Raw genomic sequence first — 18209 nt, forward strand, 5'->3', positions numbered from 1 at the left:
ATTAAACGAACGATTTTTGAGCACTCAAAAAACAAGAACCTATCCTCCTATATACCAACCTATTAAGCTACATAGAGAAAAGTTTCAAAGTAACATTAATCCCGATATTCTTGTCCACTCTTCTTTTTACACTTACCTTCGCAACTTACAACATATTTTTCCATCACTAATTCTAACATTAAAAAACATCTGAAATATGGAAAAGAATAAAGTAAATACAGCAGCAAAAAAAAACTGCAAAAAAGAACAAGAATAATAGTAAGAAACCAATAAAACAAGGTATTAAGGCAAAAAGAGGGCCCAAACCCGGGGCTACGATTACAAGAATAATCGACCGTCGGGACATTATAGAAAAAGCATTTTTAGAGCTCTACATGATAAATTGTCTGGACGCGTCTCCAGAAAACGGATTGGCAACGCTTGCACGTTTTTTATACAGAAGAGAAAAGTTTCAGCAAAAGAACGGTAAACGAATATCAGCCAACACAATAAGGCAAGATTTGATTGAATTACTTAAAGAGTCCAAGTATACAAATCCGAGAAATAGAAAGAGAAAATAACAACAAAAAACAAGTATGAATTAGTGTTGAACAACATGTTGTAAAAGGACTTAATTTTGCCCCCGCTTTGGCAAAGATTAAGCCCTGCAGATGAGAAGATGCCGCTTTATCCAAAAGTGACATCTTCTTTTTTTGCCCGACACAAACACCTACTAAAGAATTAAAAATGAAATAATTAAAAAAAATGAAATGCAATGGAAAATGTTTTCAAAATGTCACTATTCATGCCCCCTATCTCGCCGATTAAGGACAAAACAACCGGAAGAACTGTAAAGAGCGCCACACTTACTCCGCTACGGACAATAAATCTGGAAGAAATATATAAACTGATAACCTCCAACGAGAAACTCACTGCATTGACTCTTGAAGTGCGAAACGCCGCGCTGCAAGGTGACGAAGACACCAGCCGTCTCCTGAAGCAGCAAACACTGCCCTACGTGACCCCTTGCGGAATCTTCACCCGTCGCCGAAGCGACTGCCTGGAAAAGCTGTCCGGACTGGTAGTAGTAGACATCGATCATCTCGAATCCACCGAAGAAGCCGAAATCCTGCGACAAGAATTATTCGATGACCCTTATCTGTGTCCCGCACTGGCATTCATCAGTCCCAGTGGACTGGGCGTGAAAGCCTTCATTCCTCATGCCTCGGAACAAAACGCCACAGATGGAATCCGCTGGGCCATGAACTATGTACACTGCATGTACGACAGCAACCACCGCCAACCCGGAAAAGGAGTGGATACATCGGGAAAAGACCTCGTACGCTCCTGCTTCCTCTGCCATGACGAAGGGGCGCTTTTGAGAACTAAAAAATAAACATCGAAAATTAAAATCACGAATCAACATCCCAAATTATAATTCAAAATACTTAAAGCCAATGGAACAATTATCTGCATTGCACCGCCTGACCGAAGCCGTCAGAAATGCAGGAGCCGACATCGCTCCCACTTATCAAGAGTATATACAACTGGCATTTGCCATCACCACCGACTGTGGCGAAGCGGGCCGCCAAGATTTCCTGACCTTGTGCAGTTTCTCACCAAAGTACGATCCACGAGCAGCCGACAAACTATTCAGCAATGCACTGAAAAACGGACACAACAACGTACACATAGGTACCGCCTTCCATCTGGCCGAAGTTTGCGGCATAAAAGTCCAATCCGAAATTCCGCACGGATGGGGTACACTTGGTACACAAGGTTCGCACTCCTCTTCTGCCTCACACACACGCACACGTGAAGAAGATGTATCCGCACATGAGGAAGAAAACCTACTGGACAGCAGCCCTCTCTCTCCCCTGCCCACTTTCGACGAGCACACTCATTGGCCTTATCCCTTGGAACGCATCGTTAGCTACGGCACCTCCCGTGCCCAATGCGACGTACTGCTACTGGGAACTGTCACCGTACTGGGTGCCAGCATGGGACGGCACGTGCGATGTGCCTACGGAGGAAAAATGATCTCGCCCTGTCTACAGACTTTCATCACAGCACTGCCCGCATCAGGCAAAGGCGTGCTCTCGCTGGTACGCCTGCTGGTAGAACCCCTCCACGATGAAATCCGCAAACAGGTGGCCGAAAATATGGCATCCTATCGCCGCGAAAAAGCAAAGTACGAGACACTGGGCAAAGAACGTGCAAAGACCGAGCCTCCCGTAATCCCGCCCAACAAGATGTTCCTCATCTCCGGCAACAACACCGGAACGGGTATCCTGCAGAACCTGATGGATTCTGACGGCACCGGCCTGATATGCGAAAATGAGGCCGACACCATCTCCACCGCCATAGGATCGGAGTACGGCCACTGGAGCGACACCATGCGCAAGGCCTTCGACCACGACGGCCTTTCCTACAACCGCCGCACCGACCGGGAATACCGCGAAGTGAAAAAGAGCTATCTCGCCGTACTTCTTTCCGGCACCCCAGCACAAGTGAAGCCCCTGATACCCAGTGCCGAAAACGGACTCTTTTCCCGGCAAGTATTCTACTACATGCCCGCCATACACTACTGGCAGAACCAGTTCGACCGCAACGACAACAATCTCGAAGAGATATTCACTGCACTGGGCATGGAATGGAAAGAAAAGCAGAAGGCCATCGTCATGAACGGACTTTTCACCCTGCGCCTCACCGACGGGCAGAAAGAGGAATTCAACCGTTTATTCTCCAGTCTATTCGTACGTTCCGGACTGACCAACGGTGACGAAATGTCGAGCAGCGTGGCGCGTCTGGCCATCAATATCTGCCGCATCATGGAAGTGGTGGCCATGCTCCGCGCATTGGAGCACGAAGAGATAGCCGATTCACCCAATGTATCGCCCGACCCGAACACCGCTCCGGACAATCTGAAGGATCACATCGTCAGCTTATGGAACCTCATCATCACTCCCGACGATTTCCATGCCGTGCTGTCCCTGGCCGAAAGCCTCTACCGCCACACCACCCATATCCTCTCCTTCCTACCTGCTACCGAAGTCACCAGCCGGGGCAATGCTGACCGGGATGCACTGGTGCAATGCATGGAAAAGAAATTTACACGGGCCGAATTCATAAAAAAAGCCGAAGAGATAGGCATTAAACCCGGAACAGCCTCTACCTGGCTCAAGCGCTTGCAGAAGCACGGTCTAGTGGAGAGTGTGGATGGAAACGGAACTTATCAAAAGCCCTAACCATAAATACGCACGTGTGTGCGAAACAAACGGAAACAGTGAACCTCTGTACCAAGTGTACCAACCTCAACTTTACGCCGCCCAACCTCAACTTTAAGGTTCGCCAAGTGCAGCCGCTATCAGGCTCACCTGGGCGGACGTATAGGTGCGGGAGTGAGAGGACGTCCCCACAGCGGCCAAGTCATCACACAAGCCGGGATAAAGTTCAATCCAATGCTTCAACTTGCGGTAAGCGGATTCGGGACAAAGATTGGGACAATAGAGCTGGGCAAGTTCGGTGCGCCCATAGGTACGGATTTCAAAAGTGTTCATATCTGACATTCATGTGTTATATTTCATCAAATATAGCTATAAATCACGACATTGGCAACTATACGCATATAAATAACAGACAGAAACCGTCCGTAATCGACCGTAACAATCCGAAAGTGACAAACACCCGTATACACGGTATTATCTTTGCATCGTTGAGTTCAACACCGTGAATATTTAATTTTTAATTATTAATTCTTAATTTGTTTATCAAACTATGATTCGTTACAAAAAGTATCAAGTGACGGGCGAAAACAGCCCGCTGAAAGGTCTCTGGTATGCACGCCCCGTAATTGAGGAGACTTTCGACATTGAGAAGCTTGCCAAGCACATGTCCAACCACAACACCCCTTACTCGTCCGGAGTCATCAAGGGAGTGCTGACTGACATGGTATCCTGCACCAAGGAGCTGATTCTGGACGGCAAGAATGTGAAAATGGACGATCTCGCCATTTTCTCCGTGGGGATTGTCAGCAAGAAAGGCGCGCAATCCGCTGCCGACTTCTCGCTGGCCAACAACGTGAAGGGGCTGAAACTCCGTGCCCGTGCCACGGGAGAACTGAGCAATGCACAGATTAACCTGGAAGGGCAGATGAAGGAGTCTTCCATGTATACCGTAGAAGGCAAACCGTCCGGTAATAAGCCCGACGGAAGCGGCGAAGGAAACGACGGGGGAATCGAAGATGACCCGTTGGGATAATCTAAAGTCGAAGGCCGTAGAAATTAAAAATTAAAGGCTGCGCGAGGATTTAATCTTCAAGTTTCAATGCTTAACATTTAATTATTAATTTTCCAAGTAGTCAATTTTCTAAGTTCTAACTATTAATTATCTACTCACCATGAATGAAGAAAAAAAGTCAAAATCTGTATGGGGTATTGTCCTCAAAGTAATCATCACCGTAGCCACCGCCATAGTGGGAGCTTTAGGTTTAGGCGCCTGCAAGTAGCCATGCGTACGATTACCCTCCTCATTATTCATTGCTCGGCCACGCCTCAGGGCGTGTGCCTGAGCCTTGAGGATTGTCGTCGCGAACACATCCGCCACCGTGGCTTCAGCGACATCGGCTACCATTTCTACGTAACCCGCGACGGAGAGATTCATCGTGGCCGTCCCACGGAAAAAATCGGTGCGCATTGCCTCAACCATAACCGCCACTCCATCGGCATCTGTTACGAAGGAGGACTGGATGCCAAAGGCCGACCGTCCGACACCCGCACGTTGGAACAAAAGGCTTCACTGCTGGCCCTACTGCGCGAGTTGAAACGTATTTTTCCACGCGCACTGATTGTAGGGCATCATGATTTGAATCCGATAAAACCTTGTCCATGCTTCAATGCGGAAAGGGAATATAGGGGGCTGTAAAAAGCTCCCTTTTTTCAAATAAAGGCTTTCCGGGAATTTTGTGCCTATTTAAATTTTGCTTAAAAAAGAATGCTGAATAAAAAGAGTGATAAGATGGTAAGGTGATAAAGTGGCTGCGCTATATATCACAGAGCGTTATCCCGCTATCACTTTATCACTCTACCACCTTATCACACTTTATTCATACCCCGTCCGATATGAATTCATTCAACTCCTGATTCGCATTTTTTATAATTCTTTTGTACCTTTGACGCTTATTATTCAAAAAACGATTCAACATGATACAGTTATTTCACCGCATGATCTCTGCCACCCTCAGTATTTCTGAGAAACAAATCGGCCATACGCTCGATTTATTGGCGGACGGAGCTACTATTCCCTTCATCAGCCGTTACCGTAAAGAAGTTACCGGAGGATTGGATGAAGTGCAAATTGAAGCAATCAAAACCCAATATGAGAAGCTGAATGAGCTGGCTAAACGAAAAGAAACCATTGTCAACACTATCAACGAACAGGGAAAAATGACTCCTGAACTACAAAAGCGTATTGATGAAACTTGGGATAGTACCATTCTTGAAGATATTTACCTACCCTACAAACCCAAACGCCGTACGCGTGCAGAAGTAGCCCGCCAGAAAGGTCTGGAACCCTTGGCAACACTACTGATGTTGCAGCGGGAACCGAACCCGGAGAAGCGCGCAGAAACATACGTCAAAGGAGAAGTGAAAGATGCGGAAGATGCATTGAAAGGAGCACGGGATATCATTGCAGAACAGGTCTGTGAAGACGAACAGGCACGTAACACCGTACGCTTCGCCTTCTCCCGGCAAGCTGTCATCACGGCTAAAGTGGTGAAAGGAAAAGAGAGTGAATCTGATAAATACCGGGATTACTTTGAATTCAGTAAACCCCTGAAAAAATGCACCTCACACCAATTGCTGGCTATTCGCCGTGCCGAAGCCGAAGGGCTATTGAAAGTCAGCATAAGCCCTGATGATGAAGAGTGTGTGGAACGTCTGGAACGCCGTTTCGTCCGCAGCAACAATGCTTGCGGAGAACAAGTGGCGGAAGCCGTACAGGATGCCTATAAGCGTTTACTGAAATCTTCTATCGAAACGGAATTTGCCGCACAAAGTAAAGAACAGGCGGACGAAGAAGCCATCCGGGTATTCGTTCAGAACCTGCGCCAATTATTACTGGCTTCTCCATTGGGACAAAAGCGGGTAATGGGCATCGATCCGGGATTCCGTACAGGTTGCAAAGTGGTATGCCTGGATGCGCAAGGCAATTTACTGCACAATGAGAATATCTACCCGCATGCTCCGGTATACAAAACCGCAGAAGCTGTGTCTAAAATACAAAAGATGATAGAAGCTTACCATATAGAAGCCATAGCGGTAGGAAACGGAACGGCAAGTCGTGAAACAGAAGAGTTTCTGAAACACCAGACCTTCAGGCAGGAAATTCAGGTATTTGTTGTAAGCGAGCAAGGGGCTTCCATTTACTCTGCATCCAAGATTGCGCGTGATGAATTTCCGGAATACGACGTCACAGTGCGCGGAGCTGTATCCATCGCCCGCCGACTGATGGACCCATTGGCTGAATTGGTGAAAATAGACCCGAAATCCATCGGTGTAGGTCAATACCAGCATGACGTAGACCAGACGAAATTAAAGAAATCACTGGACTTGACCGTAGAAAGTTGCGTAAACCTGGTGGGAGTAAACCTAAATACGGCAAGCAGCCACCTGCTGACTTATATTTCGGGGTTAGGCCCTCAACTGGCACAGAACATAGTAAATTACCGTGCTGAAAATGGTGCATTCACATCGCGTAAACAACTGATGAAAGTGCCGCGCATGGGAGCCAAAGCTTTTGAGCAATGTGCCGGTTTCCTTCGTATTCCGCAATCCAAAAATCCTTTGGATAACACAGCCGTTCACCCGGAGAGCTATTGTATAGTAGAACAAATGGCCAAAGACTTGGGATGCAGCGTGGCAGAGCTTATTACCAGCAAGGAACTACGCCTGAAAATCCAACCTGAAAAGTACCTCACCTCTACCGTGGGCATGCCTACTTTGAAGGATATTCTACAAGAATTGGACAAACCGGGACGTGACCCGCGAGGTCCGATCAAGATTTTTGAATTTGACAAGAATGTGCGTACAATCAATGACTTGCGTGAGGGTATGGAGCTTCCCGGCATTGTAGGTAATATAACCAACTTCGGCGCTTTCGTGGATATAGGCATTAAAGAAAACGGCCTGGTTCATCTTTCACAACTTGCCGACCGTTTTGTTTCGGATCCGAATGAGATTGTATCTATTCACCAGCATGTCCGGGTTCGGGTATTGAGTGTGGACACGGATCGCAAACGGATCGCTTTGAAGCTGATCAGCGATGCTTCCTAACATGCGGATTAAGAAAAGTGTATCCCATTGATTGCATTATCAATGGAAAAGTGTATATTTACTGCCGTATAAACATTAGAAAAGTGTAATATGCTATATCGTAAGATTGAAAGTTATATTGAAAGCTATCTGCAATCAGACTCCAACAGAGTGCTTATTGTGGATGGAGCAAGGCAGATAGGTAAATCATTTATTATTCGTCATGCCGGACAGAAACTCTATAAAAACTATATAGAGGTAAACATGGAGGAGGATAAATTGGGAGACAGAATCTTTGCGGACGCCAAAACCGTGAATGATTTCTACTTAGCACTGAGCGTGATAGCAGGCGACAGAATGAGAAATCGAGCCGATACACTTGTCTTTATTGATGAGATTCAGGCTTACGAGCACCTGCTCACCTTGCTAAAGTTCTTGAAAGAAGACAACCGGTTTACCTATATAGCAAGCGGTTCTCTACTGGGTGTAACATTGAGGAATACATCTTCCATTCCTTTAGGCAGTATCGAAATAAAGCACATGTATCCCATGGACTTTGAGGAATTTCTCATAGCCAATGGAGTCGGTGAATTTGCCATCTCCACTATGCGGACCCAGTTTCTGGAACGTCAGCCTTTGCCGGATTCTCTACATGCCAAAATGCTTGATTTATTTAAGAAGTATCTGATCGTAGGCGGCTTGCCCGATGCCGTGAAAACATTTGTTGAAGAAAAGAATGTGATGGCTATTCGTAAAATACAGGAAGATATTCTGACTCTTTACGGAGTAGATGCCTCAAAATACGAAAAAGAGCATGCCAAATTAAAGATACAACGTGTATATAACCTGATTCCATCCAATTTGGAGAACAAGAAAAAGCGCATGGTGGCGAAAGACATTGAGGGGAAAAAAGGTAAACGGATGGCAGATTATGAGGAAGAATTCGATTATCTTATCTCGGCGGGGGTTGCTTTAGAAGTGAAAGCCATAAGTGTGCCCAGCTATCCGCTGGTAGAAAATTGCGGCAAGAATCTGCTCAAACTCTATTTAAACGATGTCGGATTGCTCACCGGTTTGTTCTTTAAGAACAATATACAAGCCATTATGCAAGACGTGCAAAGCATTAATTTAGGTTCGGTTTACGAAACTGTTGTGGCACAAGAATTGCGTGCACACGGCTTTAATCTGTATTACTATGATAATAAGAACAATGGCGAAGTGGATTATCTGATAGATGATGCAGATAACCTCAGTGTGATACCATTGGAAATCAAATCAGGCAAAGATTACACCGTTCATAGTGCACTTAATAAGTTGTTAAAAGTAGAAACATACAACATTCACCGGGCTTTCGTCCTGTCCAATGAGCAAAAGGTTTATCAGAAGAGCGAAATCACTTATATTCCCATTTATTACATCATGTTTTTTGAACCCGGCACTGCGGTAGTCGGCGAGTTCTAAACTTATCCTGCAATCTCAGAGTAATCACAATAGCAATAATCATCAACGCGGTGCACAGGATGGAGCCTTCGAAACCGAATGTACCGCCGTTGATGATATTTTCTTCCGGTAATTCTAAAGACAATAAAGTACCGCCCAATCTTCCTCCACTTACTTCGAAACCGAGAATCGGACCTTGCAGCCAATTCCAGAAAAGATGAAGAGCGATGGCAAACCATAAATTACGCGTATATATATAGGTAGAACCTATTAAAATTCCCGCCAACAATATATTCAGAAAAGCAATCAGAGAAAAGTTGGGATTAAAAATATGCATCAGGGAAAACAATGCAGAAGAAAGAAACAATGCCACAAAGCGATTGGCACCTGCAGTCAGTAAATGCCCCAGAACAAAACCACGAAAAGCAATCTCTTCTGTAAGGGCAACCAGCAACATTAATATCCAGGACAACAGCAATTCGTACGCGCTAAAGTGCACGGCAGCAATTTCAACCTCTCCCATCGCATATAATATTCCAAATCCGACAGCATAGATTGCCAGGGCAACGAATGTACCCCAGAAGATGTCTTTAGTACGCCCTTTCAGGGATAATCCCAAATCCGCAATCGGAAGGTGATCCCAATTCTTCAGCAGAGTCCAAGCCGCCAAAAAACTCCCGGCCAGAAAAGTACTCTGCATCACAACTTCTTCCAAAATTCCACTTATCTTAAAAAAAGAGATCGGTTTTATGCAAACAGCTGCCAACATTCCGGTAAGTCCCAGCATCAAAAGTATATAAACGATAATCTTTGCTGCAACAACCAGATAAGTGACGAGTTTTGACGGTTCCTTTACAGTATTTGCATCTTCATTCATTGATTCCATATCCTCCGTTTCTTTATGTTAATACCCCGGCAAAAATACCTATAAAATTAAAAATAGAAAGCTATTTGCTGTAAAAACCGTATATTTGTCTAAACATATATGTAACAGCCATGAAGATAAAACGAATATTCGCCACTATAATGCTGGCTGCATGTACTTATGTAGCAGTTGCACAAAATACAGGCAACCCAGCCAATAACAAAACATTTTTCGTTGCCAAACCCGGTACTTTAGTATCCATGCTCACAGAAGATGAAGCCAACAGCATCACTCATCTTACATTGACCGGAAAACTGAACGCTATTGATTTCAAACATCTGCGGGATGAATTCAAAAATTTGCAGGTACTGGATATCTCCAATGCGTCAATCAGTACTTATGCCGGGAAAAGCGGCACTTTTCCTGACCGTTTCTATATATATCCACCAAATTGTGTACCTGCTTATGCATTCTGCCAGCAAACCAATGACAGTACCTTTACCGGAAAATCAACGCTCCGGAAAATTATTCTTTCAGAGAAAATCAAGAACATAGAAGATGCTGCATTCAAGGGGTGTACGAATCTGCAAGTATGCCAATTACGAAAAAAGACTGCTCCCAATCTGATGTCTGAAGCTTTGGCAGATAGTATTACGGCCATTTTTGTACCTCTGGGTAGCAGTGACTCTTACCGTGGCAAGAAACATTGGGATACCTTTGCCGTGATAGAAGGCGAACCTGTAGAAGTATCTGTACAGATAGGGTTGATGGGAAGCCTTGCCAGTGAATTGGTAGAAGCCGGTTTGCAGCCTAAGGATGTAAACTTCCTGACTGTGGAAGGCAAACTGGATGAAGCTGATTTTATCCTGATCCGGGATTATATGCCTAATCTCGTTGCTGCAGATCTTAGTAAATGTAGCGCCACAGCTATTCCCGAATATACATTCACCCAGAAGAAATACTTACTGCGTATTCAGCTTCCCAAAGGTTTGAAAAGTATCGGTCAACGTGCTTTCAGCGGCTGCGGACGTTTATGTGGTACATTGGAATTACCTGCCGGAGTGACGGCTATTGAATACGGCGCATTTATGGGATGTGATAACCTACGTTATGTAGTAGCTACAGGGAACAAGATTACGACTTTAGGAGACAACCTGTTTGGAGAAGGAAAGAACAAATTGATTTATAAGTAAGTATGGTGAAAGTGAATGGGGAAAAGATATGATAGGACTATTATACAATTCTGCCCCAAGTTGGGGCAGAGTCACGGTGTTCAGCATGAAAGCAGGTCGTAGCTTTAAAGGCTCTGCAAACTTACATGATAGGTTTTACGATTTCTATTTTAAGTCCCAGTGCATCAATAATACGAAAAAACAAACCAACCCCCGGCTCTATAACTCCTTTTTCTATTCTTGATATATAGGTCTTATTAGTTCCTACTTTTTCAGCCAGTTCGGATTGTGTCATTTTTTCTTGCTTTCGTGCATCACTAATTATTTGCCCTACACAGTAAGAATATGCTTCTTTGCGAAACTCTTCTCTTTCAGGTGAACCAACTTTGCCATATAATTTATCTAATACGGCATCCATACTTCCAATCTTAGGGTTTGCTTGCATAATATTCATTTTTAAGTTTTAATGCTTTTTCAATTTCGTTATCAGGCGTTTTCTGTGTCTTTTTCTGAAATCCATTGAACAACATAACTATATTGCCATCATCAAAAATGAAGAAAGCCCGATAAATATTTCCATTATGGCTTGCTCTCAACTCGTAAACACCTTCACGAATTAACTTCACGAAGTTTTTATTAAGCCGTTCTTGTGTTTTAAGCATATCGAGCACATAAGAGACTTTTTTCCTTGCACCGTCATCTAATGACTCAAAGAAATCTATGAAGTAATTCTCATAGTATAATATTTCTCTTTCCTTTCTCATGATGCAAATATAGACAAAGTTTACATATATAACAACTGTTTTAGTCTTTTTTCTCAATCCCTATAAGAAGGACTAATCACTTAAAAAAATATCGCCTTACAATAACTGAATATTGTAAGGCGATATTTTTATTCAAAGAGCAGATATTTACTGTGCGTACATCTTAGCTCTCAGCTCCTTGATATGATCCGAAGTAATATATTCATCATATTCCATCATCTTATCAATAATACCGTTCGGAGTCAGTTCGATGATACGGTTGGCAACCGTTTGGATAAACTCATGGTCATGTGAGGAGAACAGGATATTACCTCTATAAGTTTTCAGGTTATTATTGAATGCCTGGATAGATTCCAAGTCAAGGTGATTGGTAGGAGTATCCAGAATCAGACAGTTGGCATTGCGCAACTGCATACGGGCAATCATACAACGCATCTTTTCACCTCCCGATAACACACTTGCTTTTTTCAATACCTCTTCACCGGAGAACAGCATACGTCCCAGGAAGCTCTTCATATACACTTCATTACCCTCGCCAAACTGGCTCAACCAGTCCACCAAGTTCAGGTCCGTATTGAAATATTTAGTATTATCCAACGGCAGGTATGCAGTAGTAATAGTGACGCCCCAGTTGAAAGTTCCGGCATCCGGTTTCGCTTCTTCATTGATAATTTCGAAGAATGAAGTCATGGCACGGGGATCACGGGAAAGGAATACAATCTTGTCTCCCTTCTCAACGTTGAAATTAACATCACGGAAAAGTATTGTACCATCTTCCAGTGTCTTAGTCAGTCCGGAAACCTCCAGTATCTGATTACCCGGTTCACGCTCGGGAGTAAAGATAATACCCGGATATTTACGTGAAGAAGGTTTGATTTCTTCTACATTCAGTTTTTCCAACATCTTCTTACGGCTGGTAGTCTGCTTGCTCTTTGCCACATTGGCACTAAAGCGGCGGATAAACTCTTCCAGTTCTTTCTTCTTCTCCTCTGCCTTAGCCTTCTGGTTCTGTTGCTGACGCAAAGCCAACTGACTTGATTCATACCAGAAACTATAGTTACCGGCAAAGAGATTGATCTTACCATAATCGATATCGACCGTATGCGTACAAACAGAATCGAGGAAGTGACGGTCGTGACTTACAACCAACACCGTATGTTCAAAGTTAGCCAAATAATCTTCCAGCCACATCACTGTCTCCATATCGAGGTCATTGGTAGGCTCATCCAGCAACAAGTTATCCGGATTACCGAAAAGTGCCTGTGCCAGCATGACACGTACTTTCTCCTTACCACTCAAATCACCCATCAACAAATAATGCTTATCTTCCTTAATGCCCAGGCCACTCAGCAAAGCGGCAGCATCACTTTCCGCATTCCAACCATCCAGTTCCGCAAATTTCTCTTCCAATTCAGAAACTTTCAAGCCATCTTCATCCGTGAAATCTTCTTTGGCATAAAGCACTTCACGTTGCTTCATGATATCCCACAAAACGGTATGCCCCATCATTACGGTATCCATTACCGTAAGCGCATCCCACTTGAAGTGGTCCTGACTTAAAACGGAGAGGCGTTCGCCCGGACCCAACATAATAGAACCGGTTGTAGGATCCAAGTCACCGGATATGGCACGCAGGAAAGTAGATTTTCCGGCACCGTTAGCACCGATAATACCATAACAGTTACCACTTGTAAACTTCAGGTTTACATCATTAAACAACACCCTTTTTCCAAACTGTACGGAAACGTTCGAGACTGTAATCATTGATCTATTTTCTTATTTAGCGATTTACAATTTATTACCTAATACCTATTACTCTGTATTTTGCGGATGCAAAGATAGACATTTTTCTATGAATACTCGTAGAAATGCGCTGTCAATCTGACATAAAAGTATTACCTTTGCGGCGTTTTAGACCAAAGCTGCCTATTTGGCAAAGTTTTTGTTGGTACAGCGATATACTAACTTAAACCCTTGACAGCAATGAAAACAAATCCTTTTTACAAGAATAACAAGAATAGAAATATGGACCCGAAAGAAAAAGAAAACATCAACGAAGAAGAGTTAATGTCCGAAGCTGCCCAGAAGGAAGCTGCGGAAAATGAAGAATCCCAAACGGAAGATGTACAGGACGAAACTGTCCTGACAGAAGAGGAAAAGCTTGCCAAAGAGCTGGAAGAAGCAAACAAAGTAATAGAGGACCAGAAAGATAAGTATCTGCGCCTTTCTGCCGAGTTTGACAACTACCGTAAACGCACGATGAAAGAAAAAGCTGAGCTGATCCTGAACGGTGGCGAAAAGACCATCAGCAGTATACTTCCAATCGTGGATGACTTTGAACGCGCTCTGAAAAACATGGAAACTGCCACCGATGTAGCAGCCGTGAAGGAAGGAGTGGAATTGATTTATAACAAGTTCATGTCTGTATTGGCACAGGACGGCGTAAAAGTAATCGAGACTAAAGAACAACCTCTCGACACTGATTACCACGAAGCAGTCGCCGTCATTCCCGCACCGGATAAAGCTTTGAAGGGCAAGATTCTAGACTGTGTACAGACCGGATACATGCTAAACGACAAAGTAATCCGCCATGCCAAAGTGGTGGTAGGAGAATAACATAATATATATGGAAAAAAGAGATTACTACGAAGTACTGGAAGTCGAAAAGACAGCAACGGTAGAGGAAATAAAGAAAGCCTATCGCAAAAAAGCCATTCAATATCATCCTGACAAGAATCCGGGTGACAAAGTGGCGGAAGAAAAGTTCAAAGAAGCGGCAGAAGCATACGACGTACTAAGCAATGCGGACAAGCGTGCCCGTTATGATCAATTCGGTCATGCAGGAATGAGTGGTGCTGCCGGAAACGGTGGTCCGTTCGGTGGCTTCAGTGGCGGCATGTCTATGGATGATATCTTCTCTATGTTCGGAGATATCTTTGGTGGACATAGCGGTGGCTTCGGAGGAGGTTTCAGCGGTTTCGGAGGAGGATTCGGAGGTGGAAGTTCGCAACGTGCGCGTTTTCGCGGTTCGGACTTGCGCGTAAAGGTCAAACTGAACCTGAAAGAAATTTCTACCGGTGTAGAAAAGAAATTCAAACTGAAAAAATATGTTCCATGCGACCATTGTCATGGTTCGGGTGCTGAAGGTGACGGCGGTTCGGAAACTTGTCCGACCTGTAAAGGTAGCGGATCGGTGATTCGCAACCAGCAGACAATCCTCGGTACGATGCAGACCCGTACTACCTGCCCTACTTGTGGTGGCGAAGGAAAAATCATCAAGAACAAATGTAAGGTATGTGCCGGAGAAGGTATCGTCTACGGTGAAGAAGTAGTAAGCGTGAATATACCTAAAGGTGTAATGGAGGGTATGCAGCTTTCTATGAGCGGTAAAGGAAATGCCGGTAAGCACAATGGTGTTCCGGGTGACCTGTTGATTCTTGTAGAGGAAGAACAGGATAAAGAACTGATCCGCGACGAAAACGACTTGATTTACAACCTGCTTCTCAGCTTCCCGACAGCTGCTTTAGGTGGCGCGGTAGAAATACCCACCATCGACGGCAAGGTGAAAGTGAAGATTGAGTCGGGCACCCAACCGGGTAAAGTACTCCGGCTTCGCGGAAAAGGACTGCCAAGTGTGAACGGATACGGTACGGGAGATTTATTAGTAAATGTTAGCGTATATGTACCGGAAGCTCTTAACAAAGATGAGAAAAAAGCACTTGAAGAAATGGAAGGCTCAGACAATTTTAAACCGAATACTTCTATTAAAGAAAAGATTTTCAAGAAGTTCAAGAGTTTATTTGACTAAGCCGACTTTAAACTGAAAATAGATTTTTAGCAGTATCAGTTAAAGAATGAGCATAAACTCTAACTGATACTGTTTTTTTATAATTGAAAGACTCTTTGAGTTATAAAAGAAAAAACGTCAAAACTAATTGCAGCTATCTGTTCATATAGATAGTTTTACTATCTTTGCCGTCCCCTATTCTATGAGTAGAAAGGGGAGCATGATGATAATTGATAATAACTGATGAAACTTAAAACAATTTTGCTGACTACAGTGGCTACAGGCGCTTTCATGTGTGAGCCTGTCATAGTGCATGCTGTAAATTCTACGCCCGATTCTATGGGATGGTTCCGAAAGAAAAAGAAAAGTGAACCTAACGACAGTGTTAAATCAAAAAACGAGTACGAGAAACTGACCGGAGACGGTAGCATCATTCGCCGTGGTATGTTCAATGTGTACCAGAAAAAGAACGATTACTATTTTGAGGTACCGACGAACCTGCTGGGCAGAGACATGCTGGTAGTGAACAAGCTCCAACGTGTCCCTTCCGAACTGAATGAGGCCGGAGTGAACCGCGGTACCAATTATGAAAACCAGATGGTGCGCTTCGAACTGGATAAGGTAACAAACAAGTTGCTGATTCGTCAAAGCCGCCCTCTTCCCCTCGCTCCTGCCGAAGATGCCATCAGCCAGTCGGTACGTGATAATTATATTTCTCCATTGATAGCCGGCTTCAAGATCGAGGCATTCAACAATGACTCTACCACCATGGTCATCAAAGTGAATGATATTTATGATGGTACAGAGACAAGCATCAATAATGTATTTACCAATATAAATTTGGGAACCTCTTCCATCAAGAATCTGTCACGCATCCTCTCAATCAAGTCATTCGAGAACAATGTGGTGGCTACGTCCGAACTGACCACGAAAGTGACCGAAGGAACGACTTCCATCTATGTAACTGTCGAAGTAAGTTCGTCACTGATGTTACTGCCGGAAACCCCGATGACCGGCCGCCTGGATAATGCCCGCGTAGGCTACTTCACCAATCCTTTGCTTAGCTATAGCGACGGACAACAACGGGTTAGCAAACAACAGTTCATCACTCGCTGGCGCCTGGAACCGAAACCGGAAGATCGCGAGCGCTATCTGCGTGGTGAGTTGGTGGAACCGGCTAAACCGATTGTATTCTACATAGAGAATTCCACACCGTATCGTTGGCGCAAATATATCAAACAAGGTATCGAAGACTGGCAGGTTGCTTTTGAACGTGCTGGTTTCAAGAACGCCATCATCGCCAAAGATATTACGGACAGCATGACGGTAGACATGGACGACGTGAACTATTCCGTACTGACCTATGCAGCCTCAACCAAGGCAAATGCTATGGGGCCTTCTATTCTGGACCCCCGTTCAGGAGAAATTCTGGAAGCGGACATCATGTGGTGGCACAATGTACTGAATATGCTTCAGGAATGGATTACCGTACAGACAGGTACTGTACGCCCGGAAGCACGCGGCATTAAGTTATCCGATGAACTGATGGGTGACGCCATGCGTTTTGTGGCCTGCCATGAAGTAGGCCACTCTTTAGGATTGCGTCATAACATGATGGGGTCATGGGCATTTCCCACGGACTCACTCCGTTCCAAGTCATTTACCGACCGGATGAACTCTACCTCTTCTTCCATCATGGATTATGCCCGTTTCAACTACGTAGCACAACCCGGTGACGGAATAACTGCACTCTCACCGCATATCGGTCCTTACGATCTTTTTGCCATCGAATACGGTTATCGCTGGTATGGTAAGGAAACTCCGGAGGAAGAAAAGGATTTGCTTTATGATTTCCTGAGCCGCCATACAGACCGTCTTTATAAATACAGTGAGGCGCAGGATGTACGTGATGCCGTAGATCCCCGTGCACAGAATGAAGACCTGGGCGATGATGCCGTACGTTCTTCCCAGTATGGCATTGCAAACCTGAAACGGATTGTTCCCGAAATTATCAAATGGACAACTACTGGGGAGAAGGGACAAACGTATGAAGAAGCTTCACGTCTATATTATGCAGTGATCAACCAATGGAACAATTATCTGTACCATGTACTTGCCAACATAGGGGGTATATATATGGAAAATACAGTGGTAGGTGACGGTCAGAAAACTTACACTTTTGTAGAGAAGGAGAAGCAGCAGGCCGCTTTGAAATTCTTACTTGATGAAGTATTGACTTACCCGAAGTGGTTATTCGACGCAGAAGTGGGTGAATATACCTATTTGCTTCGCAACACTCCGCTGGGCATAGTAGAAAATGCACCGACACAAGTATTGAAGAATGCCCAATCTTATATTCTTTGGGACCTCTTATCCAATAACCGCCTGGTACGTATGCTCGAAAACGAAGCAGTGAATGGCAAAAAGGCTTTCACAGCCGTAGAGTTGATGGACGGTTTACACCGCAGTATCTTCGCAACCACGGAGCGAGGCGCACTACCTGATGTCATGACACGTGCCTTACAGAAAAACTTTGTAGATGCCTTGATTACAGCTGCTGCCGAAAGCGAAGGAGTCAAAATCAACAAAAAATTAATGGATAACCACTTCCTGCTGGATAACCAAATCCCCCTTTGCAGTTGTGACGAGCATGCTCATCGTACATTGGATTCAGATCGTATGGGTGCCCGCCGTGAATTGAATTTTTACGGTTCCCAGCTAAATCGCATCTCAGATGCCATCTCCGTGAAACGAGGAGAATTGCTTCGTATCAAGGATTTACTCCAGAGTCGCTTAGGAACATCGGATGTGGCAACCAAATATCATTATAAAGATATGATTCTTCGTATCAACACAGCATTGGGACTTTAAAACCAGTTTTCAATTTAA

General features: G+C 44.4%; 16 protein-coding genes. 11 read left to right on the plus strand and 5 right to left on the minus strand.

Annotation, left to right across the window (positions count from 1 at the left end; translation table 11 throughout):
• Nucleotides 1–754 precede the first annotated feature (754 nt).
• Both BWI44_RS20545 and BWI44_RS20550 read left to right on the plus strand, forming a co-directional pair.
• Nucleotides 755–1375, plus strand: coding sequence for a BT4734/BF3469 family protein (locus tag BWI44_RS20545; protein WP_286816248.1), 621 nt, complete (start codon nt 755–757; stop codon nt 1373–1375).
• A 61-nt stretch (nt 1376–1436) separates the two neighbouring features.
• The gene (locus BWI44_RS20550; protein WP_007663640.1) at nt 1437–3227 is read left to right on the plus strand and encodes a DUF3987 domain-containing protein; all 1791 of its coding nucleotides are present in this window, start codon (nt 1437–1439) and stop codon (nt 3225–3227) included.
• A gap of 93 nt (nt 3228–3320) precedes the next feature.
• On the opposite strand, the gene BWI44_RS20555 is transcribed toward BWI44_RS20550, so the two are convergent.
• Entirely contained in the window at nt 3321–3539 is a 219-nt protein-coding gene (locus tag BWI44_RS20555; RefSeq protein WP_044155233.1) for a DUF4248 domain-containing protein, read from the minus strand.
• Between the two features lie 217 nt (nt 3540–3756).
• Between BWI44_RS20555 and BWI44_RS20560 the strand changes: the two genes are divergently transcribed.
• The 5 genes from BWI44_RS20560 (at nt 3757) to BWI44_RS20580 (ending at nt 8753) form a co-directional block, all read left to right on the plus strand.
• Complete coding sequence (locus BWI44_RS20560; protein WP_007663647.1) at nt 3757–4239, plus strand: HU family DNA-binding protein; 483 nt, start codon at nt 3757–3759, stop codon at nt 4237–4239.
• Between the two features lie 139 nt (nt 4240–4378).
• Nucleotides 4379–4486 carry a smalltalk protein gene (locus tag BWI44_RS20565; protein ID WP_158585972.1) on the plus strand — a complete coding sequence of 36 codons (108 nt, stop codon included), beginning with the start codon at nt 4379–4381 and terminating at the stop codon, nt 4484–4486.
• Between the two features lie 2 nt (nt 4487–4488).
• The gene (locus tag BWI44_RS20570) at nt 4489–4902 is read left to right on the plus strand and encodes an N-acetylmuramoyl-L-alanine amidase (RefSeq protein ID WP_044155023.1); all 414 of its coding nucleotides are present in this window, start codon (nt 4489–4491) and stop codon (nt 4900–4902) included.
• Nucleotides 4903–5180: 278 nt separating this feature from the next.
• On the plus strand, nt 5181–7313 hold the full coding sequence (locus BWI44_RS20575) for a Tex family protein (RefSeq protein ID WP_286816252.1): 2133 nt from the start codon (nt 5181–5183) through the stop codon (nt 7311–7313).
• A 90-nt stretch (nt 7314–7403) separates the two neighbouring features.
• Nucleotides 7404–8753, plus strand: coding sequence for an ATP-binding protein (locus tag BWI44_RS20580; RefSeq protein ID WP_286816253.1), 1350 nt, complete (start codon nt 7404–7406; stop codon nt 8751–8753).
• Here BWI44_RS20580 and BWI44_RS20585 read toward each other — a convergent pair.
• Nucleotides 8710–9618, minus strand: a complete 909-nt coding sequence (locus BWI44_RS20585; protein ID WP_286816256.1) for a CPBP family intramembrane glutamic endopeptidase — start codon at nt 9616–9618, stop codon at nt 8710–8712. The genes BWI44_RS20580 and BWI44_RS20585 overlap by 44 nt on opposite strands.
• 110 nt (nt 9619–9728) lie before the next feature.
• Here BWI44_RS20585 and BWI44_RS20590 point away from each other — a divergent pair, with 110 nt between their 5' ends.
• Nucleotides 9729–10790, plus strand: coding sequence for a leucine-rich repeat protein (locus tag BWI44_RS20590; RefSeq protein ID WP_007663655.1), 1062 nt, complete (start codon nt 9729–9731; stop codon nt 10788–10790).
• Nucleotides 10791–10911: 121 nt separating this feature from the next.
• On the opposite strand, the gene BWI44_RS20595 is transcribed toward BWI44_RS20590, so the two are convergent.
• From BWI44_RS20595 to BWI44_RS20605, 3 genes are all read right to left on the minus strand, one after another.
• The gene (locus BWI44_RS20595) at nt 10912–11214 is read right to left on the minus strand and encodes a helix-turn-helix domain-containing protein (protein ID WP_118220774.1); all 303 of its coding nucleotides are present in this window, start codon (nt 11212–11214) and stop codon (nt 10912–10914) included.
• On the minus strand, nt 11198–11533 hold the full coding sequence (locus BWI44_RS20600) for a type II toxin-antitoxin system RelE/ParE family toxin (RefSeq protein WP_138292537.1): 336 nt from the start codon (nt 11531–11533) through the stop codon (nt 11198–11200). Before BWI44_RS20600 ends, BWI44_RS20595 begins: the two co-directional genes overlap by 17 nt.
• 147 nt (nt 11534–11680) lie before the next feature.
• Nucleotides 11681–13297, minus strand: coding sequence for an ABC-F family ATP-binding cassette domain-containing protein (locus BWI44_RS20605; protein WP_138292536.1), 1617 nt, complete (start codon nt 13295–13297; stop codon nt 11681–11683).
• Between the two features lie 219 nt (nt 13298–13516).
• On the opposite strand from BWI44_RS20605, the gene BWI44_RS20610 reads away from it, so the two are divergent.
• The 3 genes from BWI44_RS20610 to BWI44_RS20620 all read left to right on the plus strand — a co-directional run bounded on the left by BWI44_RS20610 (nt 13517) and on the right by BWI44_RS20620 (nt 18191).
• Nucleotides 13517–14149: a nucleotide exchange factor GrpE gene (locus BWI44_RS20610; protein ID WP_007663658.1), complete on the plus strand. Its 633-nt coding sequence runs from the start codon at nt 13517–13519 to the stop codon at nt 14147–14149.
• A 10-nt stretch (nt 14150–14159) separates the two neighbouring features.
• Entirely contained in the window at nt 14160–15341 is a 1182-nt protein-coding gene (dnaJ, locus tag BWI44_RS20615) for a molecular chaperone DnaJ (RefSeq protein WP_007663659.1), read from the plus strand.
• A 222-nt stretch (nt 15342–15563) separates the two neighbouring features.
• Nucleotides 15564–18191, plus strand: a complete 2628-nt coding sequence (locus BWI44_RS20620; protein ID WP_118216508.1) for a zinc-dependent metalloprotease — start codon at nt 15564–15566, stop codon at nt 18189–18191.
• Nucleotides 18192–18209: the final 18 nt, after the last annotated feature.

Origin of the sequence: Bacteroides sp. Phil13 (genome assembly GCF_001940965.1) — a bacterium.
In the GTDB taxonomy this organism is placed as follows: Bacteria; Bacteroidota; Bacteroidia; order Bacteroidales; family Bacteroidaceae; genus Bacteroides; species Bacteroides intestinalis.